The organism is Rhizobium sp. TRM95796, from assembly GCF_025779995.1.
Classification (GTDB): Bacteria; Pseudomonadota; Alphaproteobacteria; order Rhizobiales; family Rhizobiaceae; genus Rhizobium_E.
The window spans coordinates 80,704-98,676 of record NZ_JAOXHE010000005.1; the positions used below are offsets into that span (position 1 = coordinate 80,704).

The 17,973-nt window shown below is 63.5% G+C and carries 11 protein-coding genes; 1 reads left to right on the forward strand and 10 read right to left on the reverse strand.

Annotated features, from left to right (window positions below; translation table 11 throughout):
- Positions 1–74 precede the first annotated feature (74 nt).
- Entirely contained in the window at positions 75–974 is a 900-nt protein-coding gene (locus OCK01_RS11800) for a bifunctional methylenetetrahydrofolate dehydrogenase/methenyltetrahydrofolate cyclohydrolase (RefSeq protein ID WP_263824076.1), read from the forward strand.
- Between the two features lie 21 nt (positions 975–995).
- Here the strand turns inward: OCK01_RS11800 and OCK01_RS11805 are convergent, their stop codons facing one another.
- The 10 genes from OCK01_RS11805 to OCK01_RS11850 all read right to left on the reverse strand — a co-directional run bounded on the left by OCK01_RS11805 (position 996) and on the right by OCK01_RS11850 (position 17,845).
- On the reverse strand, positions 996–1,511 hold the full coding sequence (locus tag OCK01_RS11805) for a GNAT family N-acetyltransferase (protein WP_263824077.1): 516 nt from the start codon (positions 1,509–1,511) through the stop codon (positions 996–998).
- A gap of 20 nt (positions 1,512–1,531) precedes the next feature.
- Complete coding sequence (locus OCK01_RS11810; protein ID WP_263824078.1) at positions 1,532–2,032, reverse strand: GNAT family N-acetyltransferase; 501 nt, start codon at positions 2,030–2,032, stop codon at positions 1,532–1,534.
- 174 nt (positions 2,033–2,206) lie between these two features.
- Positions 2,207–4,024, reverse strand: a complete 1,818-nt coding sequence (gene edd, locus OCK01_RS11815) for a phosphogluconate dehydratase (RefSeq protein ID WP_263824079.1) — start codon at positions 4,022–4,024, stop codon at positions 2,207–2,209.
- Positions 4,025–4,080: 56 nt separating this feature from the next.
- Positions 4,081–4,779, reverse strand: a complete 699-nt coding sequence (pgl, locus tag OCK01_RS11820; protein ID WP_263824080.1) for a 6-phosphogluconolactonase — start codon at positions 4,777–4,779, stop codon at positions 4,081–4,083.
- Positions 4,780–4,801: 22 nt separating this feature from the next.
- On the reverse strand, positions 4,802–6,271 hold the full coding sequence (gene zwf, locus OCK01_RS11825; protein ID WP_182827243.1) for a glucose-6-phosphate dehydrogenase: 1,470 nt from the start codon (positions 6,269–6,271) through the stop codon (positions 4,802–4,804).
- Between the two features lie 128 nt (positions 6,272–6,399).
- A complete protein-coding gene (locus tag OCK01_RS11830) occupies positions 6,400–7,686 on the reverse strand; it encodes an NAD(P)/FAD-dependent oxidoreductase (RefSeq protein WP_263824081.1) in 1,287 nt (428 codons plus the stop codon).
- 155 nt (positions 7,687–7,841) lie between these two features.
- Positions 7,842–10,403, reverse strand: a complete 2,562-nt coding sequence (locus OCK01_RS11835; protein ID WP_412179003.1) for a methyl-accepting chemotaxis protein — start codon at positions 10,401–10,403, stop codon at positions 7,842–7,844.
- Between the two features lie 160 nt (positions 10,404–10,563).
- A complete protein-coding gene (locus OCK01_RS11840) occupies positions 10,564–13,089 on the reverse strand; it encodes a methyl-accepting chemotaxis protein (RefSeq protein WP_263824083.1) in 2,526 nt (841 codons plus the stop codon).
- A 249-nt stretch (positions 13,090–13,338) separates the two neighbouring features.
- Positions 13,339–15,183, reverse strand: a complete 1,845-nt coding sequence (locus tag OCK01_RS11845; RefSeq protein WP_263824084.1) for a methyl-accepting chemotaxis protein — start codon at positions 15,181–15,183, stop codon at positions 13,339–13,341.
- A gap of 136 nt (positions 15,184–15,319) precedes the next feature.
- The gene (locus OCK01_RS11850; RefSeq protein WP_263824085.1) at positions 15,320–17,845 is read right to left on the reverse strand and encodes a methyl-accepting chemotaxis protein; all 2,526 of its coding nucleotides are present in this window, start codon (positions 17,843–17,845) and stop codon (positions 15,320–15,322) included.
- Positions 17,846–17,973: the final 128 nt, after the last annotated feature.

A 17,973-nucleotide genomic window follows, 5' to 3' on the forward strand; every position in this document is an offset into this window, starting at 1 on the left:
TGAGACCATCGCCGAACGGCGAGCGCGATTAGGATCGCGCGCAAGGACGGGACTGCACGGCGAAGGAGGGTAGTTTGGCTCACATCATTAATGGCGTCGAAGCGGCGGCGGCCGTCATCGATAAGGTGAAATCGTCCGCTTCGGCGTTGCAAGCCGACACCGGCGTGCAGACGGGGCTCGCGGTCGTGCTCGTCGGCGAAGATCCCGCCAGCCAGGCCTATGTCGGCGCCAAGAGCAAGATGGCCAAGGAATGCGGCTTCAAGTCAGTCCAGCACTCGCTGCCCGCCGATACGACCCAGAAGGACCTGCTCGCGCTGGTCGACGAACTCAACGGCGATCCGTCCATTCACGGCATTCTCGTGCAGCTCCCGCTGCCCAAGCATCTCGATTCCGAAGCGGTGATCCAGTCGATCCTGCCGGAAAAGGATGTCGACGGACTGCACGTGGTCAATGCAGGCAAGCTCGCGACCGGCGATATCGACACTGGGCTTATCTCCTGCACCCCCGCCGGCGCGCTTATTCTGGTGCGCTCGGTGCGCGGTGAAGACTTGTCCGGCCTCAACGCCGTGGTGATCGGCCGCTCCAATCTGTTCGGCAAGCCGATGGCGCAGCTTCTGCTGACCCGCAACGCCACGGTCACAACCGCCCATTCCCGCACCAAGGATCTCGCCGGGGTCTGCGCCACGGCCGATATTCTCGTCGCCGCCGTCGGCCGTCCGGAAATGGTCAAGGCCGATTGGGTCAAGCCCGGCGCCACCGTGATCGACGTTGGCATCAACCGTGTGCCTGCGCCTGAAAAGGGCGAGGGCAAGACCAAACTGGTCGGCGATTGCGACTTTGCTTCCTGCGAGCCGGTGGCTGGCGCGATCACGCCGGTGCCGAAAGGCGTGGGCCCGATGACGATCGCCATGCTGATGGCCAATACGGTGATCGCCGCGCATCGAAAGCTCGGAAAAACCGCGCCGAAATTCTGATCCAGCCGCCGCGAACTCCGCTCAGGATGTCGCGGCGTTTTCCTGTTCGTCCCAGGCCTCCCAATCGATCGACATCAACAGGAGATCGATCTGCTCACCATCGGGACGCCGCCCTGCCTTGGGCAGCAGCTTCTCATCCTGAAAACCACAGTGGCGGTAGAGCCGGATGGCGCGCTCGTTATATGGCGCGACCCGCAGCCAGAATTTGCGCGCGCCGAAACCTTCGAAAACCAGTCGCATCACCCGCGGCAGCAACCGCGAACCGAGCCCCCGGCCGGGATGTCGGAGGATCATCCGGTTCATCATCGCATCGCCGTCGTGATTGCCGAGCCCGCTGAGCGCGAAAAAAGCGACGGGACGGCCTTCTGCGTCGTCATGGACGAGATAGACGTAGCCGGGCCGCGCGAGATTGCGCTCGTGCTCGATCCGCGTCCAGCGGCCCACGAGGCGGTCGTAGTCGGGCTGGCGCTCGATGTCCATGATCCCATCGATATCGGCGGCGTTGGCGCGCCTGAGATCTCCGAGCCGGCTCCACATGGCCTTGTCCTTTCGCCGCTTCAGCCGGACTTCGCCGCCCATTCCGTTCGAAGCAGCGACATCAACGCCAGATCGACCCGCTGGCCGTCCGGCAGCGCATAGGCCTCGCGCATGACGCCTTCGCGGGTCAAGCCGCAGGCCTCATAGACGCGCCGCGCCCGGTCATTGCCGATGATGTGATCCAGCCAGAAGCGGTGCGTCGCCGTTTCGGTGAAAACCCAGCCGATCACGCCGCTCAGAAGCCGGCGGCCCAGACCCTTGCCGGGATCGGCCACGGCGATGCGCTTGAGGCAGGTGTTGCCCATGATATTGCCGAGATCGCGCAGGATGGCGAAGCCGCCGATAGCGCCGGCCTTGTCGGCGGCGACCAGATAGGCGTAATCGGGATCGACGAGCGCGCGGGCGTGAAATTCGGCGGAGGACCGGCCGACCACCGTCTCATATCCCGGCGTCCGCTCAATCTCCATGATGCGGGCCAGATCGGCGTCGGTCGCGCGGCGGAGATAGATTTGTGCGGTCATCGTAAAATCCTTGCATTCTTCCGGAGGATGAGGCCCGGCGAAGGATTTCTAGCACGGAAGCCGATGACACGTCACCGACCCCTCGAAAATGATGCAGCCAGCGGATCTGCACGGTCCCCAGCCTATTGCAAGGGGAGGGGGAGGGCGCGGTCTGCGCGCCCGTCCCAGAAGCCGTCAGGCCAGAACGCCCGCGCCGTGATCAGCGGGGCCGGCCATCTGCCGGAAGATGGAGAACAGTTCGCGGCCCATGCCGTAATCGTTGCCGGAAAGGTCGGCTTCGGCCTGCGGGCGCGCCGCCAGGTCCGCGTCGCTGACCAATGCTTCGATCGCGCCGTTGATCGCGTCGATGCGGATCATGTCGCCGTCGCGGATCTTGCCGATCAATCCGCCGGCTTTGGCTTCCGGCGTCACATGGATGGCCGCCGGCACCTTGCCGGATGCGCCGGACATGCGGCCGTCGGTGAGCAGCGCCACCTTCTGGCCGCGATCCTGCAGAATGCCGAGCACGGTGGTCAGCTTGTGCAGTTCCGGCATGCCATTGGCCTGTGGTCCCTGGAAACGCACGACGGCGACGAAGTCGCCGGTCAGTTCGCCGTTCTTGAAGGCGTCGTTGAGGCCTTGCTGATCCTGAAACACCCGCGCCGGGGCCTCGATCACAAGGCGTTCCGCCTTGACGGCCGAGGTCTTGATCACCCCGGTGCCGAGATTGCCCTTGAGCATCTTGAGGCCGCCGGTCGCCTGGAACGGCTTGTCGACGGTGGTGAGCACCTTGGCGTCGCCGCTCTCTTCGGCCACCGGCATGCGGATCACCGCGCCGCCGTCGCCGAGACGCGCCTCGACCGTATAGGCCTGAAGGCCGTGGCCGAACACGGTCCTCACGTCGTCATGCAACAGGCCGTCCTTCAACAGCTCGCGGATCAGGAAGCCGAGGCCGCCCGCCGCATGGAAGTGGTTCACGTCGGCAAGCCCGTTCGGATAGACGCGGGCGAGCAGCGGCACGACGTCGGAGAGGTCCGAGATGTCCTGCCAGGTCAGGTGAATGCCGGCCGCGCGGGCGATGGCCACGAGATGCAGCGTATGGTTCGTGGAGCCGCCGGTGGCGTGCAGGCCGATCACGCCGTTGACGATCGAGCGTTCGTCGATCATCTCGCCCACGGGTGTGAATTCGTTGCCCTGCGCGGTGATCGCCAGCGCCCGCTTGGCGGCTTCCTTGGTCAGCGCGTCGCGCAGCGGCGTGCCGGGATTGATGAAGGACGAGCCGGGCGTGTGCAGGCCCATGATCTCCATCAGCATCTGGTTGGAGTTGGCGGTCCCGTAGAAGGTGCAAGTGCCGGGCCCGTGATAGGACTTGGATTCGGCTTCGAGAAGCTCGGCGCGGCCGACCTTGCCTTCGGCGTAGAGCTGGCGCACCCGCGCCTTTTCATCGTTCGGCAGACCGGTGGTCATGGGCCCCGCCGGAATGAAGATCGCCGGCAGATGTCCGAAGGTCAGGGCCGCGATGGCGAGCCCGGGGACGATCTTGTCGCAGACGCCGAGAAACACCGCCGCGTCGAACATGTTGTGGCTGAGGCCGATGCCCGCGGCCATGGCGATCACGTCGCGCGAAAACAGCGACAGTTCCATGCCCGGCTGGCCCTGGGTGACGCCGTCGCACATCGCCGGCACGCCGCCAGCCACCTGCGCCACGCCGCCGGCCTCGCGGGCGGCCTCGCGGATCAGCGCCGGATAGGTCTCGTAAGGCTGATGCGCCGAGAGCATGTCGTTATAGGCGGTGATGATGCCGAGATTGGCGACGCGGTCTCCGGCCAGCATCTCCTTCTCGGCGGGGGAACAGACGGCGAAGCCATGGGCGAGATTGCCGCAACCCAACACCGAGCGATGCACGCCGCTGGCTGCTGCTGCGCGGATGCGGCCCAGATAGGCCTCGCGCGCGGGCTTCGAACGTTCCACGATCCGGGCCGTGATGGCCGCGATTCTCTTGTCGGCTGCCATGATGGTTCCTTTCGGCTTTCGGTCGGCGAAGTCGCACCCCGCCTGATGGGGCGCCGTCAGGGCGCCCAGTAGATCTGGGTTTCGGACGCCGCCGTCGCAATGACGCGTCCGATCGGCAGCGCGCTTTCCGCGCCTTCTGCGAGCGCCTGGTCGATCACCGGCTTCTTGGCGGCGCCTTCGATATGCAGCGCCAGCAGGCGCGCGTCCTGCAGCGCCGAAAAGGTGAAGGTCAGCCGCGTTTCGCCGGCGCCGTCGGCTTCCATGGTGATGACGCCGCGGCGCGTCCGCGGGTTCAGCGCCTGTGCGAGATTGTTGCCGCCGGGAAAGAACGACGCCGTATGTCCGTCGCCGCCCATGCCGAGGATCACCACGTCGAACGGCCTGACGATCCGGTCGGCGTCGCCGGTCGCCACCATCGCCGCGTCTTCGGCATCGGCGACGGCGTGATAGAGGGGCACGAATCTCGCGCGCGCCGCCGCCCCGACCATCAGATTGTCCGCGACCAGCTTGTGGTTCGAGCGTTCGTTGGTTTCGGGCACGAAGCGTTCATCCACCAGCGTGATCGTCACCTTGGACCAGTCGAGATCGGCCGTCGACAGAGCCTTGAAGAAGGCTTTGGGCGTCGAGCCGCCGGAGACGGCGATCGAGGCGGCCCCGCGCGTCGCGACGCCCTCGGACAGGGCTCCCGCCACGCGTCCGGCAAGGGCTTCGGCCAGCGCCGCGCCATTGTCGAATATATGCATTTGATGAGCCATCAGCGGGTTCCCGTCTTCTCGATCATTCGTGCCAGGTGCGGCCGTCGCGTTCGATCAGCGCGATCGAATGGCTCGGTCCCCAGGTGCCGGCGGTGTAACCCTGCACGGGCTGTCCGGTTTCATCCCATGCCTTGAGAATCGGGTCGACCCAGCGCCATGCCGCCTCGACCTCGTCGCGGCGCATGAACAGCGTCTGGTTCGACCGGATGACGTCCAGCAACAGGCGCTCATAGGCGTCCGGATTGCGCACGTCGAAGGCCTGGGCGAAGCTCATGTCGAGCGACACTTCGCGCAGACGCATGCCGCCCGGACCCGGATCCTTGATCATCAGCGATTGCTTGACGCCTTCGTCGGGCTGCAGACGGATGATCAGCTGGTTCTCCGAAATCCGGCCGGCCGACGAATCGAAGATCGAATGCGGGATCGGCTTGAAGGTGATGACGATTTCCGACACGCGCGCCGCCAGACGCTTGCCGGTGCGCAGGTAGAAGGGCACGCCCGCCCAGCGCCAGTTGCCGATCTCGGCCTTGATCGCCACATAGGTCTCGGTGTTGGACACGCCGCCTTCGAGCTCTTCGAGATAGCCGCGCACCGCGCCTTTGTCCGAAGCGCCGGCGCGATACTGGCCGCGGACGGTGAATTTGTCGGCATTGTTGGCGTCGATCGGCTTGAGCGCCCGGAGCACTTTGAGCTTCTCGTCGCGCACCGCTTCCGCCGCCATCGAGGAGGGGGCTTCCATCGCCACGAGGCAGAGAAGCTGCAGCATATGGTTCTGAACCATGTCGCGCAGCGCGCCCGCCTTGTCGTAATAACCGGCGCGATTTTCGAGGCCGACCGATTCCGCCACGGTGATCTGCACATGGTCGATATGGGCGGAGTTCCACAGCGGCTCGTAGAGCGCGTTGGCGAAGCGCAGCGCCATCAAGTTCTGCACCGTCTCTTTGCCGAGATAGTGGTCGATGCGATAGATCTGCTCTTCGCGGAAGACCTTGCCGATCGTGTCGTTCAGTTCAAGCGCGGAAGCGAGATCTCGGCCGATCGGCTTTTCCACCACGATGCGGGTGTTCTTGGTGATCAGCTTGTGATCGCGGATGCGCTCGGAAATCGGTCCGAAAATGGCCGGTCCGACGGCGAGGTAGAAGGCGCGCACGCGGTCCTTGCCCTCGTCGAGAAGCTTGCGGAGATTGTCCCAGCCCTTTTCCGAACCGGCGTCGACGGAGACGTAGAACAGCCGCGCGGTGAAGCGCGCCACGGCCTCTTCGGTGTATTCGCCGGGTTTCAGGAATTTCTTCAGCGATTCGGTGGCGAATTTGCGGTAATCGTCATGGCTGAGATCGCCGCGCGATGCGCCGATGATGCGCGTCGGCTCGGTGAATTGACCCGCCTCCTGGCGATGAAAGAGCGCCGGCAGAAGCTTCCGCTCGGCGAGGTCGCCCGTGCCGCCAAAGACGACGTAATCGAATGGTTCGACGGGAATGATCTGGCTGCTCATGGGCGTTCTCTTCTCTTGATCAGGCGTGGTTGTCATAATCTAATCGATTTAAAAATTCCAGTGCCCTGACGCGCTTTTCTCTCGAAAAGCGCCAGGGTGAAGGTTGGGCGCCTCGTCTCGAACCGCGCTCAAAGGCGGTCGAGCATCGAGAACCATGTGAGCGCCAGGAACAGGAGCGGCGCGCGGAATTTGGCGCCGCCAGGGAAGGGCGGCACGTCGAGGGACCGGTAGAGCTCGAGATCAGTGGCCGCGCCCGAGATCATGTCGGCGTAGAGTTTGCCACAATAGTTTGACAGCATCACGCCATGGCCCGAATATCCGCCGATCGAGGTCACATGCGGCATCACCTCGCGCACGAAGGGCTGGCGGGGCAGGGTGATCCCAACATATCCGCCCCAGCCGTGGGTGAGCCTGATGTCCTTGAGCTGCGGATAGATCTCGGTGATCTGCCGGCGGATATGGGTGGTGATGTCGTCTGGCTTTTCGGATGAATAGATTTCGCGCCCGCCGAACAGCAGCCGGTTGTCCTTCGACTTGCGAAAATAGCGCACGACGAAGCGTGAATCGCATACCGATTCGCCGCCCGGAATGACGTCGGGAAAATCGTCGAGCGGCGGCGTCGCGCCGATAAAGGAGCCGATCGGCATCACATGGGCGGCCGTGGCGGGTTCGAGATTGCCGATATAGGCGTTTGTGGCGATCAGCGCCTTGCCGGCGGTGATCACGCCGCGCGGCGTCTCGACCCGCACCTTGCCGCCTTCGGAGGCGATTGCGCTCGCGCCGGTCATTTCATGCAGCGTCGCTCCGGCCCGCGCCGCGGCTTTTCCCAGACCGACCAGCAGTTTCATCGGATGAACATGGCCGGTCCCGGCGTCATGGACGCCGAAATGGAACCGGCGCGAGCCCACCCTTCGATCCGTCTCGGCCTTGTCCATGAAATGCAGATGCGGATAGTCGTAGCGTTCCGCCGCGATCTCCGCATTGGCGCGGAAATCCGTCTCCATGCGCGCCTTGTGCGCTACGATCATGTGGCCGGGCTGGTAATCCATGTCGATGTTTTCGCGCGCGACGAAATCGAACAGATGCGCCTTGGCGGTTTCGCCCATATTGAACAAAGCGCGTGAACGTTCGAGGCCCCATTCCGCCTCGACCTCTTCGGGCCACCAACGCTGACCTGTGCCGAGTTGGCCGCCATTGCGTCCGGATCCGCCGTCGCCGAGGCGATGGGCTTCGATGAGCCTGACATCCACGCCGGCGCGGGCCAGGTTATAGGCAGCCTGCAGCCCCGTGAAGCCTCCGCCTATGATGACGACGTCCGTCTTCACCGAGCCGTCGAGGGGAGGGTATTCGGGTCGATCTCCAACCGAGTCTTCATACCAGGAGATACCGGGAGAGATCGGGCTTTGCCATGCCATGATGAACCTTTGTCGCTGCATCCGGTCCTGCCGGACGGCATTTGATAGCGTGAAAAGGAGTATGGCGGCAAGCCGCGCGCCTGCGGCCTCTAAGCGCAAAAAAGAAAGCGGGCCACGATGCGCCCGCTTTCCCCGTCTCTCGGCAATTGAGCCCGTCAGGCCGCCCGGCGGCCCTCTTGGGCTCTCGCGCCGTCCAGTTGGAAGCGCGCGACGAGTTCGCGCAACAGATCGGCCTCCTGCGACAACTGCCGCGTGGCGGCGTTGGTCTCTTCCACCATCGCCGCGTTGCGCTGTGTCATCTGGTCCATGGCGTTCACGGTCGCGTTGATTTCCGACAGCGACGACGACTGCTCGCGGCTCGATGTCGCGATCAGGTCGACATGTCCCGAAATCTCGACGATCTGCTTGGCGATGGTCATCAGCGCCTCGCCCGTCTGTTCGACGTAATGCGAGCCGGTCGAGACTTCCTGGGCGGAGTTGCCGATCAGATCGCCAATCTCCTTTGCCGCCTTGGCGGAACGCTGCGCGAGCTCGCGAACTTCCTGGGCGACGACGGCGAAGCCCTTGCCGGCTTCGCCTGCGCGGGCCGCTTCGACGCCTGCGTTGAGCGCCAGCAGATTGGTCTGGAAGGCGATGGAGTCGATGACGTCGATGATCTGGCTGATCTTGTCGGACGCGTCGCGGATTCGCACCATGGCGGAAACGGCGTTCTGCACCACGTCGGAAGAAGTCTCGGCGTTCTTCTTGGCGGTCTCCACGATTCGCTGGGCCTCACCTGCGCGACCCGAGGTCGTCTTGACGGTGGCGGTGATTTCTTCGACGGCGGCCGCGGTCTGCTCCAGCGACGCCGCCTGCTGCTCGGTGCGCTTGGCCAGATCGTCGGCGGCGTCGGCCATCTGCCGGCCGTTGTCCTGGATCAGGTCGGACGCGTTGCGGATTTCCGACAACGTGTTGCGCAGCCCGGCGATCGAACTGTTGAAGTCCTGGCGCAGCGCATCGAGTTCGCCGCCGAACGGCGTATCGATGGTGAAGCGAAGTTCGCCGCGGGCGAGATTGCCGAGACCCTCGGCGAGCGAGCGCACCGCGAAATTGACCTGACGAGCCGTCTCGGCCTTTTCCGCCTCGTTGCGCAGGCGTTCGTCTTCGGCGACGCGGCGATTGCGTTCGGCTTCTTCCTGCATGACGATCTTCTGCTGGGCGTTGCTCTTGAAGACCGAGAGCGCGCGCGCCATCTCGCCGATTTCGTCGGGACGCCGGTCGCCGGTGATGGCGGTGTCGAGCGCGCCGTCGGCCAGGCGCCGCATGGCGCCGGTGATGGCGAGGATCGGACCTTTGAGGGTGATGACCAGCGCAGCGCCGGCGCCCATGGCGATCAACACGCCGAGCGCCATGGCGCCGATCGAAATGGAATTGGCCTGGTCGCGCTCGGCGCCGGCGCTGTCGCGCTGCAGTGCGGCGAATTGCGTCAACTTGTTCCAGGTCTGGTCGATCTGCTGGGCGGCGGCGGCGAATTCGGTTTCCTTGCTGCGGGCGTTGGCGGCAAGGTCGGCGGCGCTCTGGTCGAGGCTGGTCGTCACCGGCTTGACGATTTCGGGAAGACCCTGGAAGAAGGCGTCGTCCTTGACCGCGCTCGCCAGACGCTGCACCTCGGTATTGTACATATAGAGCGACTCTTGAACCTTCTTCACGCCCGCTTGGTCGGGCTTTGCGACCAACTCGGCGAAGACGACGCGGATCTCGTTGTTGTTGTTGACGATGGAGCGCAGCTTGTTGGCGACGCTGTCCGCCTTGGTGATCTGCGCGTCGGCGGCGGCCAGATTGAGAATCGACTGGCGCATCAGGTCGGCGCCGAACTGCTTGAACATCGTGGCCAGCGTGCGGAAGCTGTTGATCGCGCCATTGGTCTTGGTCATGGCGGCGGGGCTCAGGTCGCCCGACTTGATCTGCGCCAGTACGGGCGCGAGCAGCTTTTCGTATTTCTTGGCGTAGGGAAGCTTGGCTTTCGGCACGGCGGTCGCCAGCTTCGCGGCGCTCGTCTCGAGGGTCGGCGCGTATTTCTTCAGCACCGCCAATTTGTCGGCGTCGCCCAGCACCTTGTTGTAGTCGACGATCAGGGCGTCGAGAGCGGTCGCGATCCGGTCGATCTCCACCGCATTGTTCAAGCCCTTCTTTTCGGCCTTTTCCTTCTTCTTGGCTTCCGAGATCAGTTTGAAGGATTTCTTGCCGATATCGCCTTGAACCGCGGTCAGAGTTTCCTGCGCCTTGGCGACGCTGGCCATGATGCTGTTCTGCTTGGATTGCAGCCCCCACAGCGTTTCGACATTGCTGGAAATCGTCTTGGATTGTTCGAGCGCCTCGGTCAGAAGGGTGACGTCGGTTTCGACGCGGAGGTCGTCCGCCGTCTGCTGCAGCAACGAAAGTTGCGCGGCGACATCGGAAGCCGCCTTTTCATGCGTCGCGTCGGACGGCGTGCGCAGAAAGTCGCTCATGCTGGCGAACACGCTCTTGAAGCCGCTCAGCGACTGCAACACGCTGTTTGAAATTTCCATGCGGCCTTGCAGCAGGCCGGAGGCGTAAAGCCCGGTCGCTCCGACCGCGGAGATGCTGAGAACGAACGGTGCGACGAGTACAATGACTTTGGTCTGAATCTTGAAACGCGACATAAATCTGTCGATCACGGCAATCCCCTCCTGTGCCACAGCGACGCGGCCGCTCATCGAGCGTGGGTTGCGTCGTGTGATGTAATCAGGGGAGTGTTGCATCGGGGAATTAAGGACGACCTAACGCCGGCGGCCATCCTGCCCGTAAATCTGACCGAGCGTATTATTTTAGACGAAAAACGACCGGCGATCGGATCCGTTCGCCGGTCGGAGGCGATTATGCCGCCCGTCTTGCCTGATGGCTTTGGCCGGCCAGTCGGAACTGCTGGACGAGGCCCATGAGATTGTCGGCTTCGTCGGCGAGCTGGCGGGTGGCGGCGTTGGTCTCCTCCACCATGGCGGCGTTGCGCTGGGTCATCTGGTCCATCGAATTGACGGACGAATTGACCTCGGCCAGCGCGTTGGACTGGTCGCGGCTGGCCATGGCGATGGCCTCGACCCGCTCCGACACGGTGACGATCTTGTGCGAGATTTCCGCCAGAACCTCGCCGGTCTGCTGCACCAGCCGCGAGCCGGAGGAGACTTCCGTGCTCGACTTGCCGATCAGATCCTTGATCTGCTGGGCGGCGCCGGCCGAACGTTGCGCCAGTTCGCGCACTTCCTGGGCGACGACGGCGAAACCCTTGCCGGCTTCACCGGCCCGCGCCGCCTCGATGCCGGCGTTGAGCGCGAGCAGGTTGGTCTGGAAGGCGATGTCGTCGATGACGTCGATGATCTGTACGATCTGGTTGGAGGCGTCCTCGATGCGGCCCATGGCGTCGATGGCGGAGGAGACGACGGTGGAGGAGGCGTCGGCGCTCTTCTTGGTCTCGCCGACGATGCGATTGGCCTCTTCGGCGCGCTCGGCGGAAGATTTCACGGTGACCGTGATCTCCTCGACGGCGGCGGCGGTCTGTTCGAGCGCCGCGGCCTGCTGTTCGGTGCGCTTGGCGAGATCGTCGGCGGCCGCGCTCATTTCGCCGGCGTTGTGCTGGATCATCTCGGTGTTTTCGCGAATGCGCGCCATCGTGTCCTGCAGCTTGGACAGCGAGGAGTTGAAGTCGGCGCGCAGCGTCTCCAGCTTGCCGAAGAACGGCGTTTCGATCGTCTGGGAAATGTCGCCCTGGGAGAGACGACCCAGCCCGGCGGCGAGCGCATTGACGGCGAAGTCGATCTGGCGGTCGACGTCGAGCTTCTCGGCGTCGTTGCGGCGGCGTTCTTCTTCGGCTGCGGCGCGTTCGGCGTCGGAGCGTTGCTCGATCTCGATCTTGGACAGGGCGTTCTGCTTGAAGACGCCGAGCGCGCGGGCCATTTCGCCGATTTCGTCGATGCGGGCCTCGCCGTTGATCCGGGTGTCGAGCACGCCCTCGGCGAGCTTGCGCATCGCCGAAGTGATCTGGCCGATCGGACCCTTGAAGGTCATGACCAGGCCGATGCCGGCGAAGATGGCGATGAGGATGCCGGTGATGGTGGCGCCGACCGAGATGGAGTTGGCGCTGTCGCGCTCCTTGCCGGCGCTTTCCTTCTGCAGTTCGGCAAACGCCGTCAGCTGTTTCCAGATCGCGTCGATATCGGCGGCGGCGGCGGTGAAGGCCGCGTTGCGGCTCTTGGACACGTCGAGCAAGGCCTTTGCATTGGCGTCGAGCGTCTTCATCGCCGGAGCGTAGCTCATGTCGAGGCTCGTGGCGAGCGATGTTCCCTTCGCACTCATGGCCAGCGTGGCGAGCGAGGTGCGCAGCCGGATGATCATCGGCGAAAGCGTCGACAGATTGGCCTCCGAGGGCGCCGTCATGAAGCGGGCGATCTCGGTTTCCATCAGGAACGTGGCCTCGACCGCCGCCCGGCCGTCGCGGACGATGGTCTGGGCGCGCTTCATCTCGGTCTTGAGCGCGGCGAAACGCTCGGTCGCATTTTTCATTTTCTGTTGAGCCGCGAGCCCGATGAAGACATTCACCTGGCGAAGGGCGTTCAGCTTGGTCATCAGTTTGGCGGCCGCCTCGTCGGTCACCTGCTTCTCCGCCAGCACGGCTTCGACGGCTGAGACCGCTTCGCCGAGCTTCTTGGCGGCGACCGCATTCGGATCGCCGATCAGCGCGGCGAGCCGGTATTTCAGCGCCTTCAGGTCCTTCATCCTGGATTCGACATAGGCGAGCTTCTCAGCCGCCGACGGCTTCAGGGCCGCGGCTTTGGCGATGTCGTTGACGAGCGCTCCGCCTCCGGTGATCTGCGAGGCGTCGTCGAGCATCGTCTTCGCCTCCTCGTCGTCGCGCGAAACCTGTTGCTCGATCGAGTTTGCGGACGTGTTCAGTTCCAGCTTACCGAAGCCGATGTCGCTGATGTTCTGGTTGAGGGTCTTGACGATGCCGACTTCCTTCTCGTGCAGCGCCTTCAAAGCCTCGATCTGGGGCCCGACCTTGCCCATGGCCGAGATGACCTCGGCCAATTCGGTCTTGCCGGCCTCGCCATCGCGCATCTGGGCATACATGTCGTTGAGAAGGCCGTCCTGCTGCGACAGGGTGCTCACGGTCGCCGAATACCTCTCGTCGGACGCATCATCCAGAAACGCGTTCATCGCCGCCGTCAGATCGCGGAAGCCGCTGAGGCTTTGCAGAACCCGGTTGGAGACCTCCATGCGCGCCTGCAGCAGACCGGATGCGTAAAGTCCGGTCAGACCAACTGCGGAGATCGCGGCGACGAAAGGGAGAATGAAAATCAGGACTTTCGTCTGGATTCGAAAGCGCGAGAGGAGTGCGTCGATATTCATTGAAAAAACCCTTGGAGCTGCTTGGGTCTGCGTCGATTACGATGAAACAGATGTTCGCATCTGCGCGCGCGGCGAAGATGGTTTGCCGATATTCGTCCCGACAGTTGCATCCAGAGATTAAGGTTGCGCTAACGGCATACCCGGATGTTTCAATAAAATCACATGACAACATCCGCATAAAAATTAGGTAGAGTTAAAAAAAGGCGCGATATAATCGCGCCTTGCTCTTTGTTTCAGCAGATTGGTGATTTATGCGGCTGTTCGAATATGAGCGTTGGTCATGTTCGGTCTGCGCATCAGTTTGAACTTTTCGATCATTTGCATCAGTCCGTCCGCTTCGTCGGCCAGTTGCCGCGTTGCCGCATTCGTCTCTTCCACCATCGCCGCATTCTGCTGGGTCATCTGATCCATGCTGGTGACCGTGGCGTTGATTTCCTGGAGCGACGAAGATTGCTCCCGGGCGACCGTCGACATGGTCTGGACATGTCCGGCGATGTCGACGATCTGCTTGGAGATTTCGATCAGGGCGGAACCGGTCTGCTCGACGAAGTCCGACCCCGTCGACACCTCTTGGGTGGCGTTGCCGATGAGGTCGCCGATCTCCTTGGCGGCCTTTGCGGAGCGTTGGGCGAGTTCGCGCACTTCCTGCGCGACGACGGCAAAGCCCTTGCCGGCCTCTCCGGCGCGGGCGGCCTCGACCCCGGCGTTCAGCGCCAGCAGGTTGGTTTGAAACGCGATGGAATCGATCACGCTGATGATCTGGCTGATCTTGTCGGACGCGTCGCGGATGCGGACCATCGCCGAGACGGCGTTCTGGACGATCGAGGCGGAATTGTCCGCAGTCGCGCGCGCTTTGCCGATGATCCGCGACGCTTCCTCGACGCGGGCGGAGGAACTCTGCACATTATGGGTGATTTCCTGCACGGCCGCCGCGGTCTCTTCGAGAGAACCGGCCTGCTGCTCGGTGCGGCGCGCCAGATCGCCGATCGCATTGGCCATCATCCCCGTATTGGCGTGAATGTTGCGCGTGGCGCCCTGGATGCCGCCGAGCGTCTCTCCCATGCGGTCCACGGATGCGTTGAAGTCCCGGCGCAGCGCCTCGATGCGCCCTTCGAACGCGGTCTCGATCCGACAGTCGAGATCTCCCTGGGCGAAACGGCCGAGTGCGCCGGCGAGAAGATCCACGGCGCGGCTCAGTTTCTCTTCCTCTGTCCGCTTCTCGAAATTGGCCTGCTCCTGCGACGCCTTGAGTCTCTCGGCCGAACTCCGAGCCTCGGCTTCCAATTCCGCCTTGTGCGCGATGCCGGCCCTGAAGATGTCGATGGTCCGGGCGATCCTACCGAATTCATCCGATCGGTCGAGATAGGGGACGTTCACGTTCAACGCCCCGCCCGCGACGCGATTGATGACGTCGGAAAGACCCGAGAGCGGCGAGACGATGCGCCGGGCCGTCAGGAATGCGGCCAGGCCGAACACCGCCACCGCAGCGGCGCCGACGCTCGCGGCCAGCCAGGCGAGGTAGTCGATCTGGGCTTCATAGACGTCCATTGGGATGCCGATGAACAGGATGCCGACCGTCTGTCCGTCGGCGCCTTTCATCGGCACATAGCCGGTCATGAAATTCTTGCCGAACAGCGTGGCGGGACCGAAATAGGCTTCTCCGCGGGCGAGCGGCGCTTGCGCCGGGTGATCGGCTGCGAGTTTCGTGCCGACGGCCCGCTTGCCGTCCTTCTTCACATTGGTGGACACCCGCACGAAATCGCCGCCCTGCCGTTCGAAAATGGTCGCGACGCCGGAGATGGCGAGGGCGACCCGGTCCACCAGAACGAAGTCGGGCTTGACGACCACCTTATCGACTCTGACGCTCACCGGAGCGCCTCCTTCGGAAAGCGTCTCGGCGCCGGGCTGGTCCATTTCATAGAACTGACTGAAGATGCCGGCCGCCTGACGGGAATCCGCGACCGCGTCGTCCATGACGAAACTTCTCAGGCTGACGATCATCGCCATCGCGATGACGACCGCCGTCACCAGCACGGCCAGCACATTGATCGCGGCAAGGCGGTTTGCGGCGGAGGAACGAAAGACGGAAAGCATGGACCGGGCCTCGAATTGATAGAAAACAAGTCGAGGGTCTCATTTTACGTTTTAGAAATGGTGAATCTACTCGTCTCGCAAAACGTAAAAAACGCGGCTTGACCGCGTTTTTTGGGGGTTTTCGCCAGGTTGGAACTCAGGCCGCCCGTCTTGCCTGATGGCTTTGGCCGGCCAGTCGGAACTGCTGGACGAGGCCCATGAGATTGTCGGCTTCGTCGGCGAGCTGGCGGGTGGCGGCGTTGGTCTCCTCCACCATGGCGGCGTTGCGCTGGGTCATCTGGTCCATCGAATTGACCGACGAATTGACCTCGGCCAGCGCGTTGGACTGGTCGCGGCTGGCCATGGCGATGGCCTCGACCCGCTCCGACACGGTGACGATCTTGTGCGAGATTTCCGCCAAAACCTCGCCGGTCTGCTGCACCAGCCGCGAGCCGGAGGAGACTTCCGTGCTCGACTTGCCGATCAGATCCTTGATCTGCTGGGCGGCGCCGGCCGAACGTTGCGCCAGTTCGCGCACTTCCTGGGCGACGACGGCGAAACCCTTGCCGGCTTCACCGGCCCGCGCCGCCTCGATGCCGGCGTTGAGCGCGAGCAGGTTGGTCTGGAAGGCGATGTCGTCGATGACGTCGATGATCTGTACGATCTGGTTGGAGGCGTCTTCGATGCGGCCCATGGCGTCGATGGCGGAGGAGACGACGGTGGAGGATGCGTCGGCGCTCTTCTTGGTCTCGCCGACGATGCGATTGGCCTCTTCGGCGCGTTCGGCGGAAGATTTCACGGTGACCGTGATCTCCTCGACGGCGGCGGCGGTCTGTTCGAGCGCCGCGGCCTGCTGTTCGGTGCGCTTGGCGAGATCGTCGGCGGCCGCGCTCATTTCGCCGGCGTTATGCTGGATCATCTCGGTGTTTTCGCGAATGCGCGCCATCGTGTCCTGCAGCTTGGACAGCGAGGAGTTGAAGTCGGCGCGCAGCGTCTCCAGCTTGCCGAAGAACGGCGTTTCGATCGTCTGGGAAATGTCGCCCTGGGAGAGACGGCCCAGCCCGGCGGCGAGCGCATTCACCGCGAAGTCGATCTGGCGGTCGACGTCGAGCTTCTCGGCGTCGTTGCGGCGGCGTTCTTCTTCGGCTGCGGCGCGTTCGGCGTCGGAGCGCTGCTCGATCTCGATCTTGGACAGGGCGTTCTGCTTGAAGACGCCGAGCGCGCGCGCCATTTCGCCGATTTCGTCGATGCGGGCCTCGCCGTTGATCCGGGTGTCGAGCACGCCCTCGGCGAGCTTGCGCATGGCCGAGGTGATCTGGCCGATCGGACCCTTGAAGGTCATGACCAGGCCGATGCCGGCGAAGATGGCGATGAGGATGCCGGTGATGGTGGCGCCGACCGAGATGGAGTTGGCGCTGTCGCGCTCCTTGCCGGCGCTTTCCTTCTGCAGTTCGGCAAACGCCGTCAGCTGCTTCCAGATCGCGTCGATATCGGCGGCGGCGGCGGTGAACTGGCCCATGCGCTCGTCGGTCACCGACACCAGCGCCTTGCTGTCCGTGTCCATCTTGGCGACGGCGGGCAGAAGCGCGCTTTCGAGCTTCTTGAAGAAGTCGAGATCATGCGCCGATCCCGACAGGGCGACCATGTCGGTCTTGACGATGTCGAATTCCTTCTTGAGGCGCGCGAGATTTTCGGCCGTGGGGGCGATCATGAAGCGGGCGAGTTCGATTTGAATGGAATAGCCGGCGCTGACGACCTTGCGGCTGTCGCCGAGCACGCCTTCGGCCTTGACCAGCGGCTGGTCGAGTTCGGCGAATTTCAGCGTGGCTTCCTTCATCTTCTGCGACGCGGCGAGACCGAGATAGACGGAGATCTGCCTAAAGCTCGACAGTTTCGTGTTCATCTTGGCGGCGAGATCGTCGGTGGCGCTCGTGGCGGACGAAAGGGCGGCGAGATCGCCGACGGCAGTCTGCAGCGATTGTGAGACCGCCTTGTTCTTGGCCGGGAGCGCGGCGCGCAGGATGCGCGCCCGCTTCTTGAGTTCGTCCAGGTTGCCCTGGACGAATTTCAGCTTCTCTTCCGGGCTCTTCTGGCGCGTATATTTGCTGGCGAGATCGCTGAGGAACGCCGCCGACGTGGTGATGCGCTCCGCTTCGCGCAGCATGGATTTCGCCGCACTTTCATCGGTGCGGACGGCGCGCTGCAATTCCGTGGCCGACTCGTTGAGTTTCATCTGCGAGCCGACGATGACGTTTTCGCCGTCGCGGATCGCCTTCTTCAGCGCTTCCTCTTTCTCGTGCAGCGCCCAGAGGCCATCGAAGCGATCGATCACGCCGTTGATGGATTTCGTCGCTTCTGAAAGATCGGACCAGCCCTCGGCGTTCTCATCCAGCTGCGACAGCATCTGGTTCAAGAGATCCCGCTGGGCGATCAACTGATTCTTCACCGTATCGCGCAGTTCCGGCGTCGTTTCGTCCAGGAACTTGTTCATTTTGTCCGACACGTCGCGGAAACCGCTCAGGCTCTGAAGCACGCTGTTGGAAATTTCCATGCGCTCCTGGAGCAGACCCGAGGCGTATAGCCCAGTCAAACCGACAGCCGTGATGCTCACGACGAACGGGAGAATGAAGATCAGGACTTTGGTTTGAATCTTGAACCGGGACAAAATACGGTCGATGTTCATCAGGTGCTCCTCGCCAAGGCATCTGACCGTTGCGTCGATCATGCCAGGCGATAAAGCTCCGCGCAGGCCGGTTCCGGCGCCGTCACGTCGCAGTCATTGCGAAAGTGGTTTACGGTCAGTCGACATCA